The 18994-nt window shown below is 36.2% G+C and carries 26 protein-coding genes; 16 read left to right on the top strand and 10 right to left on the bottom strand.

Features of this window, described 5'->3' with window-relative positions; translation table 11 throughout:
* The first annotated feature begins 326 nt into the window (after positions 1-326).
* On the top strand, positions 327-767 hold the full coding sequence (locus MHB39_RS21520) for a VOC family protein (protein WP_048394038.1): 441 nt from the start codon (positions 327-329) through the stop codon (positions 765-767).
* Positions 768-823: 56 nt separating this feature from the next.
* Here the strand turns inward: MHB39_RS21520 and MHB39_RS21515 are convergent, their stop codons facing one another.
* Entirely contained in the window at positions 824-1702 is an 879-nt protein-coding gene (locus MHB39_RS21515; RefSeq protein ID WP_312123892.1) for a LysR family transcriptional regulator, read from the bottom strand.
* Between the two features lie 419 nt (positions 1703-2121).
* On the opposite strand from MHB39_RS21515, the gene MHB39_RS21510 reads away from it, so the two are divergent.
* The 8 genes from MHB39_RS21510 to MHB39_RS21475 all read left to right on the top strand — a co-directional run bounded on the left by MHB39_RS21510 (position 2122) and on the right by MHB39_RS21475 (position 9111).
* Positions 2122-2790 carry a response regulator transcription factor gene (locus tag MHB39_RS21510; RefSeq protein WP_342545327.1) on the top strand — a complete coding sequence of 223 codons (669 nt, stop codon included), beginning with the start codon at positions 2122-2124 and terminating at the stop codon, positions 2788-2790.
* Complete coding sequence (locus tag MHB39_RS21505; RefSeq protein ID WP_342545326.1) at positions 2787-4160, top strand: HAMP domain-containing sensor histidine kinase; 1374 nt, start codon at positions 2787-2789, stop codon at positions 4158-4160. The genes MHB39_RS21510 and MHB39_RS21505 overlap by 4 nt, the downstream gene beginning before the upstream one ends.
* Positions 4161-4271: 111 nt before the next feature.
* Entirely contained in the window at positions 4272-5183 is a 912-nt protein-coding gene (locus MHB39_RS21500; RefSeq protein ID WP_048394042.1) for an ABC transporter ATP-binding protein, read from the top strand.
* A complete protein-coding gene (locus MHB39_RS21495) occupies positions 5180-5890 on the top strand; it encodes an ABC transporter permease (RefSeq protein ID WP_342545325.1) in 711 nt (236 codons plus the stop codon). The genes MHB39_RS21500 and MHB39_RS21495 overlap by 4 nt, the downstream gene beginning before the upstream one ends.
* Positions 5890-6627: an ABC transporter permease gene (locus tag MHB39_RS21490; RefSeq protein ID WP_342545324.1), complete on the top strand. Its 738-nt coding sequence runs from the start codon at positions 5890-5892 to the stop codon at positions 6625-6627. Before MHB39_RS21495 ends, MHB39_RS21490 begins: the two co-directional genes overlap by 1 nt.
* A 12-nt stretch (positions 6628-6639) precedes the next feature.
* Positions 6640-7902, top strand: coding sequence for an erythromycin esterase family protein (locus MHB39_RS21485; RefSeq protein WP_342545323.1), 1263 nt, complete (start codon positions 6640-6642; stop codon positions 7900-7902).
* A 69-nt stretch (positions 7903-7971) separates the two neighbouring features.
* Positions 7972-8856 carry an AraC family transcriptional regulator gene (locus tag MHB39_RS21480; RefSeq protein ID WP_036079591.1) on the top strand — a complete coding sequence of 295 codons (885 nt, stop codon included), beginning with the start codon at positions 7972-7974 and terminating at the stop codon, positions 8854-8856.
* A 96-nt stretch (positions 8857-8952) separates the two neighbouring features.
* A complete protein-coding gene (locus MHB39_RS21475) occupies positions 8953-9111 on the top strand; it encodes a DUF1540 domain-containing protein (protein ID WP_004231699.1) in 159 nt (52 codons plus the stop codon).
* A gap of 48 nt (positions 9112-9159) precedes the next feature.
* On the opposite strand, the gene MHB39_RS21470 is transcribed toward MHB39_RS21475, so the two are convergent.
* Positions 9160-9402, bottom strand: a complete 243-nt coding sequence (locus MHB39_RS21470; protein WP_016993122.1) for a hypothetical protein — start codon at positions 9400-9402, stop codon at positions 9160-9162.
* Between the two features lie 415 nt (positions 9403-9817).
* Between MHB39_RS21470 and MHB39_RS21465 the strand changes: the two genes are divergently transcribed.
* Both MHB39_RS21465 and MHB39_RS21460 read left to right on the top strand, forming a co-directional pair.
* Positions 9818-10369: a histidine phosphatase family protein gene (locus MHB39_RS21465; RefSeq protein ID WP_016993121.1), complete on the top strand. Its 552-nt coding sequence runs from the start codon at positions 9818-9820 to the stop codon at positions 10367-10369.
* A gap of 61 nt (positions 10370-10430) precedes the next feature.
* Complete coding sequence (locus tag MHB39_RS21460) at positions 10431-11078, top strand: phosphoribulokinase (RefSeq protein ID WP_342545321.1); 648 nt, start codon at positions 10431-10433, stop codon at positions 11076-11078.
* 42 nt (positions 11079-11120) lie between these two features.
* On the opposite strand, the gene MHB39_RS21455 is transcribed toward MHB39_RS21460, so the two are convergent.
* The 4 genes from MHB39_RS21455 to MHB39_RS21440 all read right to left on the bottom strand — a co-directional run bounded on the left by MHB39_RS21455 (position 11121) and on the right by MHB39_RS21440 (position 13172).
* Positions 11121-11765, bottom strand: coding sequence for an SIMPL domain-containing protein (locus MHB39_RS21455; protein ID WP_342545319.1), 645 nt, complete (start codon positions 11763-11765; stop codon positions 11121-11123).
* Positions 11766-11812: 47 nt separating this feature from the next.
* Entirely contained in the window at positions 11813-12439 is a 627-nt protein-coding gene (locus tag MHB39_RS21450; protein WP_016993113.1) for a DUF2238 domain-containing protein, read from the bottom strand.
* 108 nt (positions 12440-12547) lie between these two features.
* On the bottom strand, positions 12548-12850 hold the full coding sequence (locus MHB39_RS21445; RefSeq protein WP_004231716.1) for a DUF1805 domain-containing protein: 303 nt from the start codon (positions 12848-12850) through the stop codon (positions 12548-12550).
* Positions 12851-13049: 199 nt separating this feature from the next.
* Positions 13050-13172 (bottom strand): hypothetical protein, encoded by a 123-nt coding sequence (locus MHB39_RS21440; RefSeq protein ID WP_016993110.1) that lies wholly within the window; start codon positions 13170-13172, stop codon positions 13050-13052.
* 270 nt (positions 13173-13442) lie between these two features.
* On the opposite strand from MHB39_RS21440, the gene MHB39_RS21435 reads away from it, so the two are divergent.
* A complete protein-coding gene (locus MHB39_RS21435; protein WP_016993108.1) occupies positions 13443-14177 on the top strand; it encodes a polysaccharide deacetylase family protein in 735 nt (244 codons plus the stop codon).
* A 64-nt stretch (positions 14178-14241) separates the two neighbouring features.
* Here the strand turns inward: MHB39_RS21435 and MHB39_RS21430 are convergent, their stop codons facing one another.
* Positions 14242-14502 (bottom strand): hypothetical protein, encoded by a 261-nt coding sequence (locus tag MHB39_RS21430; protein ID WP_036079579.1) that lies wholly within the window; start codon positions 14500-14502, stop codon positions 14242-14244.
* Positions 14503-14607: 105 nt separating this feature from the next.
* Between MHB39_RS21430 and MHB39_RS21425 the strand changes: the two genes are divergently transcribed.
* From MHB39_RS21425 to MHB39_RS21415, 3 genes are read left to right on the top strand one after another with little or no spacing between them, the layout of a single operon-like run.
* The gene (locus MHB39_RS21425) at positions 14608-15054 is read left to right on the top strand and encodes a hypothetical protein (protein ID WP_342545316.1); all 447 of its coding nucleotides are present in this window, start codon (positions 14608-14610) and stop codon (positions 15052-15054) included.
* Positions 14976-15401 carry a DUF2268 domain-containing putative Zn-dependent protease gene (locus MHB39_RS21420; protein ID WP_342545315.1) on the top strand — a complete coding sequence of 142 codons (426 nt, stop codon included), beginning with the start codon at positions 14976-14978 and terminating at the stop codon, positions 15399-15401. Before MHB39_RS21425 ends, MHB39_RS21420 begins: the two co-directional genes overlap by 79 nt.
* An 18-nt stretch (positions 15402-15419) precedes the next feature.
* On the top strand, positions 15420-15929 hold the full coding sequence (locus MHB39_RS21415) for a DNA-deoxyinosine glycosylase (protein WP_016993104.1): 510 nt from the start codon (positions 15420-15422) through the stop codon (positions 15927-15929).
* 14 nt (positions 15930-15943) lie between these two features.
* Here MHB39_RS21415 and MHB39_RS21410 read toward each other — a convergent pair whose 3' ends face one another.
* From MHB39_RS21410 to MHB39_RS21400, 3 genes are all read right to left on the bottom strand, one after another.
* Positions 15944-16744: a cytochrome c oxidase assembly protein gene (locus tag MHB39_RS21410; protein WP_342545314.1), complete on the bottom strand. Its 801-nt coding sequence runs from the start codon at positions 16742-16744 to the stop codon at positions 15944-15946.
* A 13-nt stretch (positions 16745-16757) separates the two neighbouring features.
* A complete protein-coding gene (locus MHB39_RS21405) occupies positions 16758-17240 on the bottom strand; it encodes a DUF2243 domain-containing protein (protein WP_342441899.1) in 483 nt (160 codons plus the stop codon).
* A gap of 104 nt (positions 17241-17344) precedes the next feature.
* Positions 17345-18202 carry an endo alpha-1,4 polygalactosaminidase gene (locus MHB39_RS21400; protein ID WP_312123901.1) on the bottom strand — a complete coding sequence of 286 codons (858 nt, stop codon included), beginning with the start codon at positions 18200-18202 and terminating at the stop codon, positions 17345-17347.
* Positions 18203-18334: 132 nt separating this feature from the next.
* On the opposite strand from MHB39_RS21400, the gene MHB39_RS21395 reads away from it, so the two are divergent.
* The gene (locus tag MHB39_RS21395) at positions 18335-18697 is read left to right on the top strand and encodes a hypothetical protein (RefSeq protein WP_128568294.1); all 363 of its coding nucleotides are present in this window, start codon (positions 18335-18337) and stop codon (positions 18695-18697) included.
* Positions 18698-18994 lie beyond the last annotated feature (297 nt).

Here is an 18994-nt window from a genome sequence, read left to right as displayed (position 1 = left end):
AGTCCTCCATGTTTTGTGATTATTTGATTGCTTACTCATTATGCTGCTAACATACTCTCAAAAAAAGTACGTACTTTTTTGTGTCATAGAAACGTAGAGGTAACTTTTGTGAGCTGGCAATGCTTAGAGGAATAAAAATATTTATTGATGAAGCGATTAAATAAAAATGTCGCATCTGATTGGTCTTAACTACTAGTAAAAAATATCGAGTAACCTACAAAAGGCTTTGGAGACAATTAAACAAATATTTTTCTTGAGGTAATAAAAGGAAATATACGTTCGGTAGAGAATTAAAGTAGTAATACTTTAAAAAGGGGATTTTGAAGATGAATCGTTTAAATTTAATTACATTAGGTGTTAAAGATATGGTGGAATCTCTAAATTTTTATCGAGAGGGACTGGGTTTTGAAGTGGTGGTATACGGAGAGGAGACGAATCCCGATGTCATGTTCTTTAATAATGGAGGAACAAAAATATCGTTATTTCCAATTGAACGTTTAGTCAAAGATATTAATGAATCTAATCCACCAGAAATTAGCCAAGGCTTTGGTGGAATCACGCTTGCCTATAATGGTAAATCAAAAGAAGAAGTAGATCGAGTCTTTGCATTAGCAAAAAAGGCGGGTGCAGAAATTATTAAGGAGCCCGTAACTGTATTTTGGGGTGGCTATAGTGGATATTTTCAAGATCCAAATGGCTACTATTGGGAAGTTGCCTATGGCGACATGTGGCAGTTTGATGAGAATGATATGTTGATTATTCAATAACTGTTCAAAAAGAGAGCAAACTAACGCTTCGAGTTTGCTTTCTTTTTTATTAACCGTTAACAATAATGCTCCCTCATTAAATCCACAAAGTTTTGAGCGGCTTTGGATAAATTATGATTCTTCAGCCATACGAGTCCTACTGAGGTGGATAGTTCTGCTGAGGAAATTTTGTATGCATGAAGTGGTAGATCACCATATTGCTTTAAAATAGTTTCAGGCACGATAGAGGAGCTAAAGCCAGAAGCGATTAAGTTCATTAACAGTGCTGTATCTGAGCATTCTCCGACAATATGGGACTGCAACTGGAGGCGAGAAAATGCTTCTAGTATTGAATAATGTACGCCCAAGCCTTCTGTGCTTGGTAAAAGGATTGGCCAATTTTGTATTTCAGCTAAAGCAACGTCGTGTTCTAAGAGGTCGAACTTTTTGGATTGTATAAAGTAAAATGGTTCAGTGTACATATGTAGGACAGAGAAATCATCTAATTCTAAAGGTAAGCGAATGATGGCAAGTTCTACAACACGGTCCCTTACTAATTTACAAAGATAAGAAGATTCGTTTTGTTGAATTTTATAAGTCACCTTTGGGTAGTGTTGTTGAAATTGTTGTAGTAATTGAGGCAGCTCAACAACTGAAAATGTATTGATGCCTATTGTCAATCGACCATGCAGGCCTAATCCAACATCCTTAACCTCTGCTTCTGCCTCTTTCATTAATTGTGCAACCTGCAATGCATACTTATATAAGGTCTTTCCCGCCTCAGTTACTTCAAAATATTTGCCGCTCCTTTCTACCAACTTTGAACCGAGCTCTTCCTCCATCGTTTTTAAATGCTGACTCAATGGTGGCTGAGAAATATGTAACCTTTCAGCCGCAGCAGAAATCTTTTTTTCCTCCACAATTGCTATAAAATAGCGTAGTTGTCTTATATCCAAACATAAACACCCCTCTATTATAGGTAAAACCTAAGAAAATTATATTTCTCTAATATTTTTAATATAGTTAGGGCCATGTTAGCATATTTATCAAAGAAAAAAGAAGTGAAGTTTCTTTTTTCTAGCACCTAAATGTGAAGCGGGCAACGTTGATGAAAAAATAATTCCATTTTTTAGGTGTATATGATTCTTGCCATGCTTTGGGGTGTGCCTTGTAATATCGATTCCCTACACCTTTCTAAATGAATTTGAAGCAGGTGATAAAGTAGCAACGTATACTATAAAAGAGCAACTTTTATTAGTTACTTTTTTCAATAAATTGGTGGTTTTGAATTTCTTAAGAAAATAAATAACAGTTCCCCTATAATAACCATGTATGGAAATTATAAATCTTTAAAATGTATCAAGGAGGATGAACATTGATTCGTATATTGTACATAGAAGATGAAAAAGAAATCGGACAATGGGTAAGCAAGGAATTAACGGAGCGAGGTTATGATGTGACATGGCTAGAATCAGGGGAGGGGCTTGAGCAACATATTAACTCAAAAGATATTGCTATATTGGATGTGATGCTACCTGGATTGGATGGTTTCTCCATAGGTAAAAGAATTAAACGGGAAAATAAAGACCTGCCAATTCTGATGTTATCAGCAAGAACAGCTGTTGAGGATAAAATTGAAGGGCTACATTTTGCTGATGATTACTTAACAAAGCCATTTCACCCTGATGAGCTCGTTGCAAGGCTAGAAGTATTATTAAGAAGGTATCAAAAAAATGATGATGTACTGGCATTGCAGCATCTTAAAATTTATACGAAAGATATGCAAGTTATCAATACGATGAATGAAGAAGAAATTCTTTTGACTGGAAAACAATTTTATTTATTACAATATTTTATTCGTCATTTAAATCAAATTTTAACAAAGGAACAACTCTATGAGGGCGTATGGGGTGAGAGCTATATTGAAGGTGATAAAACACTCATGGTGCATATTCGTTACTTAAGAGAAAAAATAGAAATCAATCCTGCAAAGCCTATGATTATTGAAACAATCCGAGGCATTGGCTATAGGGTGAAACAATGAAATTTTTTCGATCATTATTAGCGAAATATATGCTCATTATTATATTAGCCATATCTATTGTGCAAATCTCCTATCTGGGTGTTGCTATTTTCGTATTAGGCATTACAAAGACAGGGACAGGAGATTTTTCAAGTGGAGTACTTGTAGAAAGTGATATTGAAGAGCAATGGCATGCACAGGCTAAAAATATGACCAATGCAACAGATGATGCGATTACGCAGTTATTTCAAAAGTGGCAAGAGCAATTTCCTACGGCTTCTATGTTTTGGGTAAGTGAAGAGGGGAACTTACTGACTACATGGAATGTGAAGGATCAGTTACCAGCAAAGTGGACACCAGCCTATACAACTCAATTTATAAAAGAACGTTATGGAGATGATCCATTTACTGTTATTGCCTTCTTAGGTGATGATATATCAAATGGCTTTATTGTATTAGAGATTCCAAGGGTAGCATTTAATCCTCCACTTATAAAGGTCTATGATAACTATGGTAACTTTTTATTTTTTGGTGTTATTGCAGTTATTTTATTTTTTATTGTAGTTTCGCTTTTATTTTTCAAGGGAATTCGAAAAAGACTATTACATCTGCAAGAGGCTATGGAAATACGTGATGTAGATGGTCTACCTATTGAAATTCAGGTGAAAAAACGAGATGAGATTGGGCAATTGGAGCATAGTTTTAACAGAATGGTTTGTGAACTGCGAGACAGTAAACAACGTCAACAGAAGGAAGAACAGCTAAGACGTGAACTGATTGCTAATCTATCACATGATTTACGGACACCTTTAACGAAGGTAAGAGCTCAATCCTATACAATTAGCAAAGAATCGTTATCTGAGGAAGGGAAGCAGGCATTAAAGGCTATGGACACATCCATAGTGAATATTGATGCTTTAATTGAAAATTTGATGTCCTATACATTGCTTATGGCAAGTAAATATAAATTTGAACCGAAAGACATCAATGTTATCCGGTTTGTAAGGGAGCATCTAACGACATGGTATCCAGTTTTCGAGCGAGAAGGTTTTACAATCGATATTGAGCTACAGCCATTTGAACCTGTAGAATGGCGTGTTGATCCATTATGGTTAGGGAGAGTATTTGATAATATTTTCCAAAACGTACTGCGTCACGCGAGTAGTGGTAAATATATAAGTGTGAAAACGGAATCGACGGAGTGTTATACAGCATTTATTGTGGAGGATCATGGTCAAGGGATGAAAAATGAGTCGAATGCAAAGGGCGCTGGAATCGGCTTATCAATTGTTGATGTCATGATAAAGGGCATGCATCTTGAATGGGATATCCATTCCGATCACTCTGGTACAAAAATTATCATAAAAAAATCTGCGAAGCTTGAGAAATAAATGCTTCGCAGATTTTTTTTATGATAGAAATGATTTTTTAAACAAAATTTAAACTTAGCCCATACCTTTTTTTAAACTTCCCTTTTTAAGATAGTTAAAGAGGTGAGGACATTGGAATATATCGTACAAACACAAAACTTATCAAAAAGCTTTGGAAAAGAGCAAGCTGTATCAAATTTGAACTTGCAAATACGCAAAGGTGAAATATATGGATTTTTAGGTCCGAATGGGGCAGGTAAAACGACTACAATTCGAATGCTTCTAGGTTTAATGAAGCCATCTTCTGGAACAATTAAAGTCTTTGAAAAGAATATTACGAAGGAACGTATCCAAATTTTAGCTAAGATTGGTTCGTTGGTGGAAAACCCTTCTTATTATCCACATTTAACAGCATATGAGAATCTAGAGGCACTAAGAAAAATACTAGGTGTACCGAAAACTCGAATCGATGAAGTTTTGGAAATTGTCCGTTTGAAGGAAGCTGCCCATAAAAAGGTCAAAGGTTTCTCTTTAGGAATGAAGCAACGTCTTGGTATTGCTGCTTCTTTACTACATAGTCCTGAATTACTTATTTTAGATGAACCAACGAATGGCCTAGATCCTTCAGGCATTATAGAGATTCGTAATTTAATTAAAAGATTACCAGAGGAATATGGCATGACCATTATAATCTCCAGCCATTTATTATCAGAGATTGATCAAATGGCAACACAAGTTGGGATTGTTTCGAAAGGGAAATTAATTTTCCAAGATTCTATTGAGGCTATGCGTCGATTTGCCCAACCAAAGGTTACCTTTAAAGTAAACAATGGTGAAAAAGGATGGCGCTTCTTATTAGCAAATGGTATTAAGGCAGATTATCAGGGTGGTGTGATTTTCTTAGAAGAGTGCTCGGATGAAAAGGTTGCTCATATTGTCCAAGTTCTTGTTCAGGAGGGTATATCGGTATTCCGAGTCGAGGAAGAGAAACGTTCATTGGAGGATATATTCCTGCAAATGACGATGGGAGAACAGGGGATATGATGGGAAAGCTATTAACTGCTGACTTCTTAAAAATCAAACGTAAAGGATTATGGCTTCTAACGCTTATTGGCCCTTTAGGGGTGGTTGCTCTGCAAATGGTCAATTATGGAGTAAGAAAGGATTATCTCTTACAGCAAAGTGAGGATGATTGGGGCTATTTCTTATTAAATGTGCATTCATTTACACCGCTTGCCATAGTCTTGGGTATTGCCATTCTTACGTCATTCATAGCAAGCATTGAAAATGAGACCAATGCTTGGAAGCAGCTCATTGCATTACCTGTTTCCAAATTAACCGTGTATTTGTCTAAATTTACGTTGTTAGTTATCTTACTATTCTTCGCCTCAACGTTATTAATGTTTTTTACGCTGAGCTACGGGCTGTTTTTAGAATTAGGTGACACGGTACCTTACATGGAGCTAGCCAAATATAGTTATTTCCCTGCTTTTGCAGCATTACCTATCTTGGCACTTCAATTGTGGATAGCGAGTGTAAGTCATAATCAAGGGATTCCTATAACTGTAGGCATTTTTGGGGTGATTTTTGCCTATTCTTCCCATGTTCTTCCAGATTGGATGATATGGAAATGGCCATCATTGATGAACCAATGGAATGAACCGATGATCAATGTCTTATTAGGCGTAGGAATTGGTATCTTACTCTATATTATCGGCATGGTTGATTTTGCAAGAAGGGACGTGAAATAATGATTGCTTTACTTCAAGCTGAGTGGTTTAAGTTACGTAAATCAAAAATGGTACCAATTATTTTAGCAGGACCCATGATTGGACTTTTTATAGGACTATCCGCTAATTTAGAGGACAACATGCAGGGGATTGAAATCAATGAGTGGTATATATCGTTATTTTCGATGAATTTAACATATGCTCTATTATTTTTACCTCTTATTTCTGGTGTTTTTACCAGTCTTATTTGTAGGTATGAACATCAGTCTGGTGGATGGAAGCAACTTTTAGCATTACCAGTAACAAGAGGGAAAGTATTTGTAGCTAAATACATATTGATTATGCTGCTTGTTTTAGCAATGCAGATATTGTATTTAGGCTCGGTCTTTGCTGTTGGGATGGTAAAAGGCTATACAGATTCTTTTCCTATGGAGATTGTTTGGAAAAGCATAGTAGGAGGCTGGGTAGCGACATTGCCATTAGTAGCCTTGCAATTGTGGCTGTCCATTATGTTTAAAAGCTTTGCTGCTCCATTTGCTGTTAATGTCATATTTACTTTACCATCAATTTTAGCAGTGAATTCTGAAAGAATTGGTCCGTATTATCCTTGGGCACAACCCTTTTCGATGATGTATATAGGGGGCAATACAGACGATGTATTCTTTGTACCGTGGGAGCAATTGTTAACCGTAGTAGGAGGCGGTTTCATCCTATTTTTCCTCGGAGGATATTACTATTTCCAGCGAAAATCTATTTAAGCTAAAAGGAGAATGAGAATGCTGAAACGTAGCTTACGTTTTTTAACTGCATCGATGCTATTAGTAGCTTTAGTAGGATGTGGACAGAGAGAGGCCGTAAAAGATGCCGCACAATATACGAATGAAATTAAAGACATCAACATTCCTGATGATGTAAAAATTATTGGGTTTGGGGAAGCAACACATGGCAATATTGAATTTCAAACATTAAAAAAAGATCTATTTGAAGCGATGATACAAAATGAAAATGTTCATGTTTTTGTCTTAGAAGGAGATTTTGGGGGAGCCCAGCAGATAAATCAATTTATCGTAAATGGTGTAGGAACGGCGGAGGAAGCTATAAAAGCGTTAGACTACGGCATCTACAAAACTGAACAAATGGTAGGGTTTGTGCAATGGATGCATGACTATAATCAGACAGTTGATGAACAAGAGAAAATTTATTTTTATGGCAATGATATGCAACGCTATGATTACAGCAAAAAAGGGTTGCTTGATTATTATGCCAAGGTACATGCTGACAATGCACAAAAATTCACGACTCAACTAGAGCATGTTTCCAACAAAACGATGAGAGAATTATCGAATAGTCAGCTAATCGAGCTTGATAAAACGATTGATACAATAATCAATGATTTACAATCAAACAAAGCGATGTATGAGAAAAAATCTTCAAAGAATGAATTCTCCTTTGCTGTTCAATATGCGCAAATTATGAAGCAGCGTACGCAATTATTTTTAAATGATGGTAATTATATGAATTTACGGGACGAATATTTAGCTGAAAATTTACAATGGATCGTTGAATATGAAGCAACGCAAGGCCATGATAAAGTATTAATGTCTGCTCATAATGGTCATATTGAGAAAACTTCTGCTACGATGGCAGGCTATCAATCAATGGGGCATTATTTAAGTGAGCAATATAAAGATCATTATTTTGCGATTGGCACAGACTTTGTAAAAAATACATTCCAGGCACAAAATGGGTCTGGTGCACGAAAGGAATATACGGTTGAGCATTATAATGCTTTAGTGGATGCCTTTAGTGACATTGATAATAACATCTTTTATGTGGATTTTGAAGCTGCCAAACAATCAAAGGAGCTGGCGAATATTCTTTCCGAAAAGCAAAGAATGGGCAATATCGGCGATGATTTTCGTCCATGGTATAAGCTGACACAAATGCTGTACACCATTAAAATGACACCTGAGGAAGCTTATGATGGTCTCATCGTTGTGCAAGAAGCAACCCCAACAAAAATAATTGATTAAGTGAAATTTAGCAACCTTCATCAAAAAATCTGTTTCCTTCTCCAGTATGATAAAGATGAGGTGAGTAACATGGAGTATAGTCAAGCGACGCAAAGAACTATTGCCTATATCGAGGAGCAATTGATGGAGGAAATTTCTCTTGAATGTCTTCCTAGTACTGCTGGTTATTCGAAGTACCATCTAAGCCGAATTTTTAAGCAAGAAACGGGATTTACGATTGGTGAATATATTCGTATACGTCGGCTAGCTATGGCAGCGAGTTATTTGATGTACTCTAATGTATCGATATTAACGATTGCCGTTACACTTCAGTTTCAATCACAAGAAGCTTTTACAAGAGCATTTAAAGAAGTTTATGCTTTACCACCAGGGAAGTATCGAAAAGTAATGCAATCATTAAATATGATGGAGGAGGAACATTACATGGAAACAGTTGAACAGGTTAAAGGTTGGGTGTTGAGTGGAGCTAATCCAGAATTGTATAAATTTCATACAGATGACAAGGTATTTCATTCAGGGAACCGCTCAGGAGTATTGTATTCCACAACTGCCTCAGCAAATCATGGTCAATTTGCTACAATGATGCAGGGTTTTCAGGCAGCTGACTACAAAGGGAAACGCTTGAAGATGTCATGCTATTTAAAGACGGCAGATGCTACAAAGTGTGGTGCATGGATGCGTATTGACAATGGTACAGGCGATACGATTCAATTTGATAATATGGATCAACGCTCTGTAACAGGTTCTACTGAATGGAATCATTATTCTATTGTCTTAGATGTACCTGAAGAAGGTTATTCCATTTATTTTGGTGTGTTACTAATTGGTTCGGGTAAAGTCTGGGCAGATGGCTTCCGTTTTGAAGAAGTGGACAACAAAGTACCCTCAACAAATATGCTTACGCAGGAACATTTATCTAATCATCCTACTAATCTAGATTTCAGTATGGAGTGAATCAGACAGTACTAATAAAATCGAGACCTGACTTTTTTGAATAACGTATTGATTACCTCTAATTTGTTAAAGATAACAAAGAGGAGGTGTGAGACGATGGCACAAGAAATTCTTTGTGAAGTCAATAACTGCACATTTTGGGATTCTGGTAACAAATGCACAGCCGAAAAAATTTATGTTGTCAGCCAAAAGGGACAACATGCTTCCAACAGTGAGGAAACAGACTGTAAAACATTCGAACCTGAAACGCATTAATGCCAAAAGGGTAACCATGTATATGGTTACCCTTTTTCCCTCTCTTTATTAATAAATATCCACCTTTTCTTTGTTGAATAAAAGAGCATGAGCATTTTTTACTTTTTCCTCTACATAATCCAGTGAGTATTTACCAACAGAATCTGTTAAATCCCCAATTGCCCGCGACAAATTATCAATAATCGGAATTAATTTGTGCATTTCTGTGCGATGCTTCTCATTGTGCATCTCATCCATAATTTCATATGCTAGTTGTTGGATTTTCCTTAGTCGCAATTTTTCAGATTGCATTGAATCCTCCTTATTGAACCAATTTATGATGTCTCATTATATGAGCTACAATAAGGTTTCATGAATAAGGTTCTTTAGAAATAATTGCTCGTGTGATGAAGGTCTAGTGCATGTTCTCTTATGCTCAATCTGGGATTCGTATTCATTCGATACAGTTAGCTTTATCATACGTTAATGATAAAATACATCTAAATAATTGCAGTTAATTGGATCTAGCAAAATATTTTGTTTCACCTGTCTCGGTAGAAGGAGATGCTATGCATACAGATCTCTATAGAGGATAGATACTCTACAAGATGAGTTGCTATAGATTGCTGAATATGATTTGCGCAACTTGCATAAGCTTCTTTGGAACTAGTTAGTAAAGAAAGTATAATAGTTGTTAATAAATGGATTTCTACACTAGGAGGTTTTTATGGGGAAGATATATGTTATTAGACATTGTCTAGCACAAGGACAATCACTAGATGCACCCTTAACTCAGAAGGGAATTGAGCAAGCAGAAAGTTTAGCTGATTTTTTCAAGGGCATAAAAATTAATCGAATTCTATCTAGCCCTTTTTTACGAGCAATACAATCAATTGAACCTTTAAGTATTAGAGAAAGTATAACGATTGAAATTGATGAACGTCTTTCGGAGCGCCGTTTAAGTACTAGAGACCTTCCAGATTGGTATGAAAAATTACAGGCGACATTTGTTGATATGGATTTAAAATATGATGGTGGAGAATCCAGTAATGAGGCAATGAATCGAATTGTAGACGTTGTAAAAGACGCATTTGCTAGGGATGTTGATAATACATTAATCGTGAGTCATGGCAATATCATCTCATTACTGTTGAAGTATTATGATATGACTATTGATTTTCACTGTTGGAAGAATTTAAGCAACCCAGATGTTTATCTATTAAGTCCTAAGCATAACGAAGTAACGATAGAAAGAATATGGAGTTCTCAGCATAAGTGAATAATAAGGTGGTATGGAGGGAGTGGCTGCTTACCATACCTTTTCTAATAAGGAGAGTACAATGGAGACTATTTTAAAAGACATCTTAAATTGGGTGATGAAGGCGGATAAAAGGATTGTGATTGGCATTTCTGGTCATGGAGCTGCTGGAAAAACAACGTTTGCTCAAAAACTTATACAGACTTTAGAACAAGATGAAGTGAATTATTTGAATACTGATCCGTATATTGTGAATTCAGATATTCGCAAACAAACAATGCTTGAGTATACATATCAAAATGAGCATCATCGTTTTAAAATGACGGCTTGTCATCCCGCTGCTCATCATCTACCATCATTGGAGAGGGACGTCCAAATGATAAGAGCTGGATTTGATTTAATGACAATCGATACACATTACCTGAGAAGCACACTTATTTCTTCAAAAAAGAAAATTACAATAGTAGAAGGGATGTGCGTAGCATTTATTGATCCTAATCTATTTGATTTGAAACTTTATTTTTATACAGATGGTAAAACAGAATTTATAAGAAGATCGGGTCGAGATGTGTTTGAGAGAGGAATAGATATCAATTATTTGAAGCAGTCACATGATGAGCGACGTATTCAATATGAATTATTTATGCATCCACATTGCCAGCATTTTGATATGGTTATTAAAACACAGGATGATAAAATCCTTATTGAAAAAAATACACTTGTAAAATAAACGAGGGCCTTCTGCATTTTGACTAGCAGAAGGCTCTTCACTTTAGTATTGAAATTTTACACGAACAGTAGCATCAATAGCAATTTGTCCCTGTTCTATAGGCGTAATTCCCGAGGATACAGTCATAGAGCGATAAAGGATCGGTGTGTTAGCCTGTTCTTCCACAATCTCTACAGGGAGTGGCTGCAAAGGCAGGTGCATAGTTTTTGCAATTGTTTTCGCCTTCAATTGAGCATTCTGTAGTGCTAAACTTAATGCTTGCTGATAGTAAGCATCGGTATGGTCCATTTTGAACTGAATATTGGTTATTCGATTTGCCCCATTTTCTACAGCGGTATCAATGATTAAGCCCAAATCATTGGTATCCGAAACGTTGACGGAAATGGCGTTGACTACTTCATAGCCATTAAAAATTTGTTTACCATCTTCAAAATTATAGAGTGGTGTGATTGTATAACTAGCAGTTTGAATTTGTTCTCTTGGAATACCAAGTGCAATAAGTGATTGCATAACTTCATTCATGATTGCCGCATTTTCCTGTTGGGGACCTTGTACATGGTTGCCCTGTGTTTGGACTTCAATTTGTAATTGTACAGAGCTAGGTGTAGCCATTATCTGTCCATTGCCGATTACAATCATAGTACGTGACGGATGATGTGTTAGTTGATTGACCTGTGCATAGTACATCTAATACCACCTTTCATAGGTTATATAATCATGCTATGCAAAAATATTTATGATTTGTTTATTCTTTTTAAAAATTTGTCATGGAGCTTTGTGAATAGAAGTAAAGTTAAAATAGCTCCCAGTAAGGCTAAAAACATGTCCCATTGTGCATCCCATCGATCTCCCTGCATGCCTAAGAAATCCTTTGCTCCTTTACTACCCTTCGAGATTCTTGTACTTAACCATTCAATGATTTCATAAAAAGCAGCGATTGCGAGCAAAATACTGATTGTAATACCTGTAAGCCAAGCTCCTTTTGCAAGTGGTGTTTTCCTGATTAGTATTTCCCTTATTACGATGGCTAATAAACCTTTTAAAAAATGACCAAAGCGATCATAGTGATTACGTTGTAAATGAAATTCTTCTTTTATCCAATTAAAAAGAGGGACTTCCGAATAGGTATAATGTCCACCTATAAATGTCAGAATCGACAAGAGAGCGATGATAAAATAAGAAAATGTGGTGAGGCGGAATTTATAATAAATGCAAACAACGACTGTTATTGCCACAATTCCAGGACTAACCTCAGCTAGCCAATCTAAATAGGAGGAAGGCTTTATAACAGACCAGATGAAAACAATTAAAACAACAATAAGTAAGGTGGCGTGTATTTTAACATGTTGCCTACTATTCATATTAACAACTCCCTTTGTCCCACAGTATGGGAAATGGGGAAATTGCATATTCAAATTAGGTTAGCAAACAAAAAAGAAAAGCGTCTTGTTGACGCTTTTTTTAGCCAATTAGATCATTTTTAAAAGCGCCTCTACACCCGTCATTCCTTCTGTAATACCAAGCTGTTCTGCTTCATATGTTACGGATTCTAATGGAGCTGTTAATAGCTCATCAATCGTTTTCACGCCTACTGCACGACCAGCAATAATTTTTCGATCAACTAAGCGACTATTTAATAGACCAACATCTAAAGCACCACACATAATGTAGCCTGTATCATTAGAAATGGTCAGTAATGTTGTTTTAGGTAATTGAACAACTACTGCGGTGAAGAAATGCCCTTTAATCATAATAGGCTCAATTGTCACCATTGAAATCACTCCTTTTCTCTATATACATATGGTGATGACTAGCAAGGTGTTCGACATTTTCATGAAAAAATTCATAACAATTAACTAAACCTGTTGCTAGATGTATAAGGAAAGTGAATAGGAGGATTAGTGAAAGCATGGGAGGCACTTTATTTAACCAAAAAGGAATCTACTCTGATGAATAGATTCCTTTTATTCTTTATCTTGTATAAGAAAGCAAAGCTGTTTGCTTAAATTTGTTTAATGCAATTGTTGCCTCATTTTTAGAACTATACTCAAACATGCGATAAGTGTTTTCTTCAAATACTGTAATAACCCACATATATGTGATCCCCTTCGTTGTGTTGCATAACATTTAAATATTATTTAAACTGTTATATATCAATGATGATTTTATTTTACATCAATAAAGAAAAAAATAAAGTGCAATTCAATTTTTTTCACATATTGTTCAAAATTATAAATAACGTTTAAAATTTTTTTGAAATAATGAAAAGGAGAAAACAGTCAATCCTTCTCAAGTATATTTCATGGCAATTCGTAAATAGTAAGTTGACGGAGTTCTGTGATTTCGGACTTGGGAGGTGATGCTATGACACGTAATTACGTATTCATTTTTATGGTTTTCTTTTTAATCATCTCGGGATTTTTAGTGCAGGAAGGCTACGCAGATAGAGGTCGTCCTTATTATGAGGAGACAGGTGAAGTTGTTTGGGATATCAAAACAGAGGATAAAATTGTTGCACTCACCTTTGATGATGGTCCACATCCTAAATACACAGCTGCTGTGCTAGATTTATTAGCAAAATATGATGCAAAAGCCACCTTTTTTATTATTGGAAAAAATGCAGAAAAATATCCAGAGCTTGTTTTACGTTCTTATACAGAAGGCCATGAATTAGCAAATCATACGTATACACATCCATTTAAAGTTTCCATCAAAAAATTGCAAGAGGAGCTTCAACAGACAAGTGACACGATTTATAGTATTACTGGGTTTTCCCCAGTTTTATTCCGTCCCGTTGGTGGAAATTACACGGATGCAATGATCAATGCAGCTGTTAAGGATGGCTACAAGGTTGTGATGTGGTCTTGGCATCAGGATACGCAAGATTGGAAAGAACCTGGTGTAAGGAAAATTGTCCAAAAAGTGATGAAGGGGACAAAGCCTGGAGATGTTATTTTATTTCATGATGGTGGCGGGAATCGAACACAAACAATTCAAGCACTAGAAGAAATTCTACCTGCATTAAAAAAGCAAGGGTACACATTTGTTACAATATCCGAGCTGATTGAAAGCAAACAGCAACAAGAGCAAGTTCAATAATGAAAAGAAGTCATCTCAACAAAGTTTGAAATGGCTTCTTTTTCATTTAAATAAAAGGATTGAATTAGAAGAAAATAATTGGAGCTAGCGCAATACCTAAAATTGTTCCTAAAGCAATTCCATAGCCAAAACCTTCTCTTCTATATCCTCCAAATCCCCAAAATCCTAAACCATAACCACTATATCTTCTATCAGGTAGAATCCATACCTGTCTTCTATCTACCCTTGTGATTTCTCCTACATGTACTTTACCAGATGAATCCGAGATTCGAACACGTTTACCATGATATTTACAGCAAAGACTATAAGCATCAGCTGGATTCACACATTTCCCTCCTTTCAATGACATTACAAGCTAATATATGCGATTTGATGCATTTATCACTAGCCGATTGTCTATTCAAGACATATGCTGTGAAGAGGTGATAATATGGCTGTTGTGTCAACAGATAAGTGGTTAAATGAATTTGTAAATGCTAGAAAGTTCACTAGAAAGGATGAGCTAACAAGCTTACAATGCTCGATTCTTTGCAATCGATTAGTCAAACTATTTCGAGATGGGCTTCCAGAAGAAATTCACTATACATTACAGCAACAGGGTCTTTTTTTACCACATGAGGAAGTCGATGTTGAAAAATTAAAGAAGCAAAAAGTATGGGATTGTGTACAGCAGGAGTTCCTATACTTACAGCGGAAATGGAATGGACCCTCAATACCAATATATATTTTCCCGATTACTCAGCGGCAAACGATAACCAATAAAAATGGTGTCGCTTATCCTCATTCGCTTTTTTATTTGTGGGCGATTTACAAAAGCAGGAGCTCCAAGCGTTATTTGCTCATGAATATAACCATGTTTGTCGTATACACATCTTAAAAAAAACTTTAGATGAGATGACTTTATTGGATTCTCTCATTTTAGAAGGCTTAGCAGAAGATGCAGTGAAAGATTTATATGGGGAAAAATGGATTGCTCCTTGGTTACAATCCTACTCAGATAAAGAGCTTTTAGCTTTATGGGGGCATCATTTTTTACCGCAGTTACAACTTCAAGGAATCGAACAGCATCATCCATTTCTATATGGGGGGGACCTTCCGCAATGGATAGGCTATTGTATAGGCTACAAAATTGTACAGTCGTATAAAATGAACAATTCATGCCAACATCCCTTGTTCATTTCAAGCCAAGATTTACTTGCTGGTTCGAATTTTCCGCTACAATAGAGAAAAGGAGTGATTGTTGTGTCCAATGAATTAAAAAATATATTATTACCAATTGTAGACTCAGCAACAAAGGTGCTCATTGTTGGATCAATGCCAGGAAGACAATCGTTAGAGAAGCAGCAATACTATGGCAATCCACGCAATCACTTTTGGCCCATTATTGGTGAGTTGTTAGAGATAGCGATTCCAAATGAATATACAGAGAGAATAGCCTTATTAAAAAACAATGCAATCGGTCTTTGGGACACGATTGCAACTTGTGAACGCGAAGGAAGTTTAGATGCAGCGATACGCAATGAAAAGCCCAATGATTTTCAAACCCTTTTTGAACAATACCCTAATATCCAATTAGTGCTTTTTAATGGAGCGAAAGCATTTGAGGTTTTTAAAAAGCATATTGGCTTAGAGCTTCTTGATGGACGAGCCTATAAAAAAATGCCATCAACAAGTCCAATACCAGGGAAAAATATCAAAACGTTCACTGAAAAGCTAGAGGACTGGCGGATTATCCAATCCTATTTATCCTAATCAACAGAGCGAGATTAGCGTGATGAAGTAGCTGCCTTGGAGTGAATAGTATTCCTTGTACTTTTAAACCATTGATAAAAGAGAATAGACACAAGAAGGATTTCAATAGCATCACCACCGTAGTACATGATCTTAGCACCTAGTTCGGCCTCTGTGGCTGGTACATGATGAGGCGGATTTGCATAAATAAATTTTGCTAATATTGCATGAGCTGCTAATGCTGCTACTAATGTAAGAGATCGAAAGACATAAGAATATGAGTGTGGAGTAGGATCAAAATAAATAAAGGCAATAGTAAATAGATAACCCGCTAGAAAAATGTGAAGATGAATGAATACATACAGTAGTATATGTTCATGCATCAAATTGAAAAGTGAGGTTGTATAGAGTAACCATAGGCCGCCTACATTTAGAATAGAAGCAATAATTGGATGACAAATAAAACGAACATATGGATTTTTCAATAGCCGAGAAAGAACACGAGCTTTGTTTACTGGTAAGGTTCTTAACAGTAGTGTCATGGGAGCTGCTAATGCCATAAGTAATGGGGCAAGCATGCCAAGTAATAAATGCCCTATCATATGTGCGTCAAAATGGATATGACTAAGAGTAGCCAATGGGCCGATTAATGTGATGAGAGCACAGGCACTCCCAATTATCCAACAGATAGTACGAAAATGAGGCCATTGTTTTTTATGTTGATTCGAAATAATAACAGCGAGGATATACAATATAAGGGCTATAAAAAATGGCAAAGCCAGAAGTAGCTGAACCATGATGGGAAAGTTTTGAGCATGAGCTTCATGAGAATGCAAGATGCGCCACCTCCTATCGTCCTTTTTGATTTGTTTGGAGCAGTAAGACAATACCGATAATAATTAATAGCGCCGCAAATATGTTCCAAACGATATCATAGGGGAGTATTTCAACGTTGTAACGAATTTGGTGAAGTTTCATGAATTTATGCTGTATGATGCCATCGTAAAGCTGGAATGTGCCTGCTCCCAGAAAAATACCGCCTAGCCATCTTTTTAGCCAAAACCCATGTTTTCTATGTAGGTCAGCCAATAAAAAAGCAGATCCAATCGTAGCAAAAAAGCTGAATGCATGAAATAATCCATCTGAAACTAGTCCAATAGCAGCTGTAGACTTATCATAGAAATGATGCCAGTGTAATAATTGGTGAAAAATTACCTCATCTATAAATGCCACAACCCCAAGCCCAAATAAGATCCCAGTCCACATGTTCTGCTTCTTATATTGAAAGCGGTTTTCGTGCTTAGGTTTTTGCTTTTCATACGTATTTGTCATATCCAATCCTATCACCTCAAGCTGATTTTCCTTTAGTCTACCCCTGAGAAGAGCTCTTAAACAAACATCCTCCAAAACAGTCGTTTGTTAGGGGGAGGTAAGGATTATTGCCAGCTATTATAGTAAGAGCCAGCAGGGCTATAAAAGAATTTGAAATGATACTTCTCCGCTAAAGCACGGCTTTTTAATTCTTCTTCAAAACCAATTGCCATCACCTGTGTACCAAATTTATTGCGTATGTGGACAAGCTTTTGCATCATATCGAGTGACCATTCATCTTTTCCTACCACAGGATAAGAAAAATCCTCCCACATAATAAAGTCAACATATGGCGCTGTATAATCAGCAAGTGTTTGAAATCCCCAATTTTGAGCAACAGATAAATCGGGATGACGTTTTTTAATTTGTTGGATAAAAGATAACATGGCTTCATTTTGCCTTTTTTGTTCATCTTCAGGTAAATAAGAATTGATATTACCGACCGTATCTAAAAACACGCCATCTAAGCCTTTCTGAACAATTTGCTTCTCTATTTCTGCTAGCAAAATGTCTTGATAGTGCGTAGAAGTCAAATTCATTAAAAAAGAATCCCATTCGGCAAAATACATTCTTTCACCCTGTTTATCTCGATAAAAATCTTCTTGTTTCAATTGATGATAGAGTGCTGTATTCCATTTGTCTGCCTCCATCGCATTAATATAGCCGTACACTAAAGTACCGCTTTTTTGAGCATTGACGATATACTTCTGCTGCATTTCAATAGGTTCTACAATCACTAAATCTAATTTCGTCATGCTCTTACCAATGGCATCATTGCCTTTATCTAAATAGTATTTGTAATCTTTCACATCAGCAAGTTTTGCTTGGATACTAGTGGAAGAAGATACTGGATTTTTAGCAAGCAGTATCCACATACTCCCTGCGATGAGCGTGGCTAATAAAAGTAACAATAATTTTTTCATAAGCGCTCCTTTTTGAAAAATATCCCTTCCATTATACATTAATAGGAAATGTATTACCTTCGATAAATGGGCAATGGCTCAACGGTTATTCGCCCTTTTACATATATTGAATAATGTAAAAGGAGGGTTTGTGTGTCTAATAATCCATTTAGAGAAGATAATTTTAGAAGACCTGGTTGGGGAGATTATAATGATTTTGAAACAACGCCATTTGGGCCAACTCCTTTCGGATCCACTCCAGCAGGACAAATGCCAATGAGCACACCACCAGGTTTTTCGCCACCGATTACCGATTGGCGAGTAGGATCAAGTGGTATACGTTCCTGTTTGTTTAGAAATACGTATATTTGGCTGAATAGTGGTAGAAGTTTTTGGTTTTTCCCTACAGCTATAGGAAGGGAAATCATTGCTGGTTTCCGATGGAGCCGAAGATATGGCTGGTATTTCCGTACCATTTCAAGAAATCAAATTCGCTCTTACGAATGTTTTAGATAGACGCTCAAGGTAGGGAGTTTTATTTTCAAAAAAATGATGCTACAATGGCGATAACGATAAATGAAGGGAAGATGGGTGGCTAATGAATAACTAATCTTAATTTTTGAATAGGAAATTTTATATTTCACGAACAACAAAAATAGGATTAGTCTGCCCATTTTTCATAATAATTGCTTTATATTTGCAAACCACTGCCGATATTTAGCTACTCCAAAGCTTGTTTTCACAATAATTTTGGAGCTTATTTGTGTATGATATTGTAGCGACTAATCCTTCCAAATGAATTGGAGGGATTTT

Origin of the sequence: Lysinibacillus sp. FSL K6-4013 (assembly GCF_038630435.1) — a bacterium.
GTDB lineage: Bacteria > Bacillota > Bacilli > Bacillales_A > Planococcaceae > Lysinibacillus > Lysinibacillus boronitolerans.
Note: the sequence above shows the minus strand (reverse complement) of the source record. Positions and strands in the feature narration are given on the sequence as shown.

Bases quoted from the DNA above. Each gene is read 5' to 3' on its own strand.
- MHB39_RS21490 (WP_342545324.1), top strand. From the start codon at position 5,890: ATGATTGCTTTACTTCAAGCTGAGTGGTTTAAGTTACGTAAATCAAAA.
- MHB39_RS21505 (WP_342545326.1), top strand. From the start codon at position 2,787: ATGAAATTTTTTCGATCATTATTAGCGAAATATATGCTCATTATTATA.
- MHB39_RS21455 (WP_342545319.1), bottom strand. From the start codon at position 11,765: ATGTACTATGCACAGGTCAATCAACTAACACATCATCCGTCACGTACT.
- MHB39_RS21475 (WP_004231699.1), top strand. From the start codon at position 8,953: ATGGCACAAGAAATTCTTTGTGAAGTCAATAACTGCACATTTTGGGAT.
- MHB39_RS21405 (WP_342441899.1), bottom strand. From the start codon at position 17,240: ATGACAAATACGTATGAAAAGCAAAAACCTAAGCACGAAAACCGCTTT.
- MHB39_RS21460 (WP_342545321.1), top strand. From the start codon at position 10,431: ATGGAGACTATTTTAAAAGACATCTTAAATTGGGTGATGAAGGCGGAT.
- MHB39_RS21470 (WP_016993122.1), bottom strand. From the start codon at position 9,402: ATGCAATCTGAAAAATTGCGACTAAGGAAAATCCAACAACTAGCATAT.
- MHB39_RS21440 (WP_016993110.1), bottom strand. From the start codon at position 13,172: ATGTGGGTTATTACAGTATTTGAAGAAAACACTTATCGCATGTTTGAG.
- MHB39_RS21465 (WP_016993121.1), top strand. From the start codon at position 9,818: ATGGGGAAGATATATGTTATTAGACATTGTCTAGCACAAGGACAATCA.
- MHB39_RS21400 (WP_312123901.1), bottom strand. From the start codon at position 18,202: ATGAAAAAATTATTGTTACTTTTATTAGCCACGCTCATCGCAGGGAGT.
- MHB39_RS21425 (WP_342545316.1), top strand. From the start codon at position 14,608: ATGGCTGTTGTGTCAACAGATAAGTGGTTAAATGAATTTGTAAATGCT.
- MHB39_RS21520 (WP_048394038.1), top strand. From the start codon at position 327: ATGAATCGTTTAAATTTAATTACATTAGGTGTTAAAGATATGGTGGAA.
- MHB39_RS21435 (WP_016993108.1), top strand. From the start codon at position 13,443: ATGACACGTAATTACGTATTCATTTTTATGGTTTTCTTTTTAATCATC.
- MHB39_RS21480 (WP_036079591.1), top strand. From the start codon at position 7,972: ATGGAGTATAGTCAAGCGACGCAAAGAACTATTGCCTATATCGAGGAG.
- MHB39_RS21485 (WP_342545323.1), top strand. From the start codon at position 6,640: ATGAGAATGCTGAAACGTAGCTTACGTTTTTTAACTGCATCGATGCTA.
- MHB39_RS21495 (WP_342545325.1), top strand. From the start codon at position 5,180: ATGATGGGAAAGCTATTAACTGCTGACTTCTTAAAAATCAAACGTAAA.
- MHB39_RS21450 (WP_016993113.1), bottom strand. From the start codon at position 12,439: ATGAATAGTAGGCAACATGTTAAAATACACGCCACCTTACTTATTGTT.
- MHB39_RS21445 (WP_004231716.1), bottom strand. From the start codon at position 12,850: ATGGTGACAATTGAGCCTATTATGATTAAAGGGCATTTCTTCACCGCA.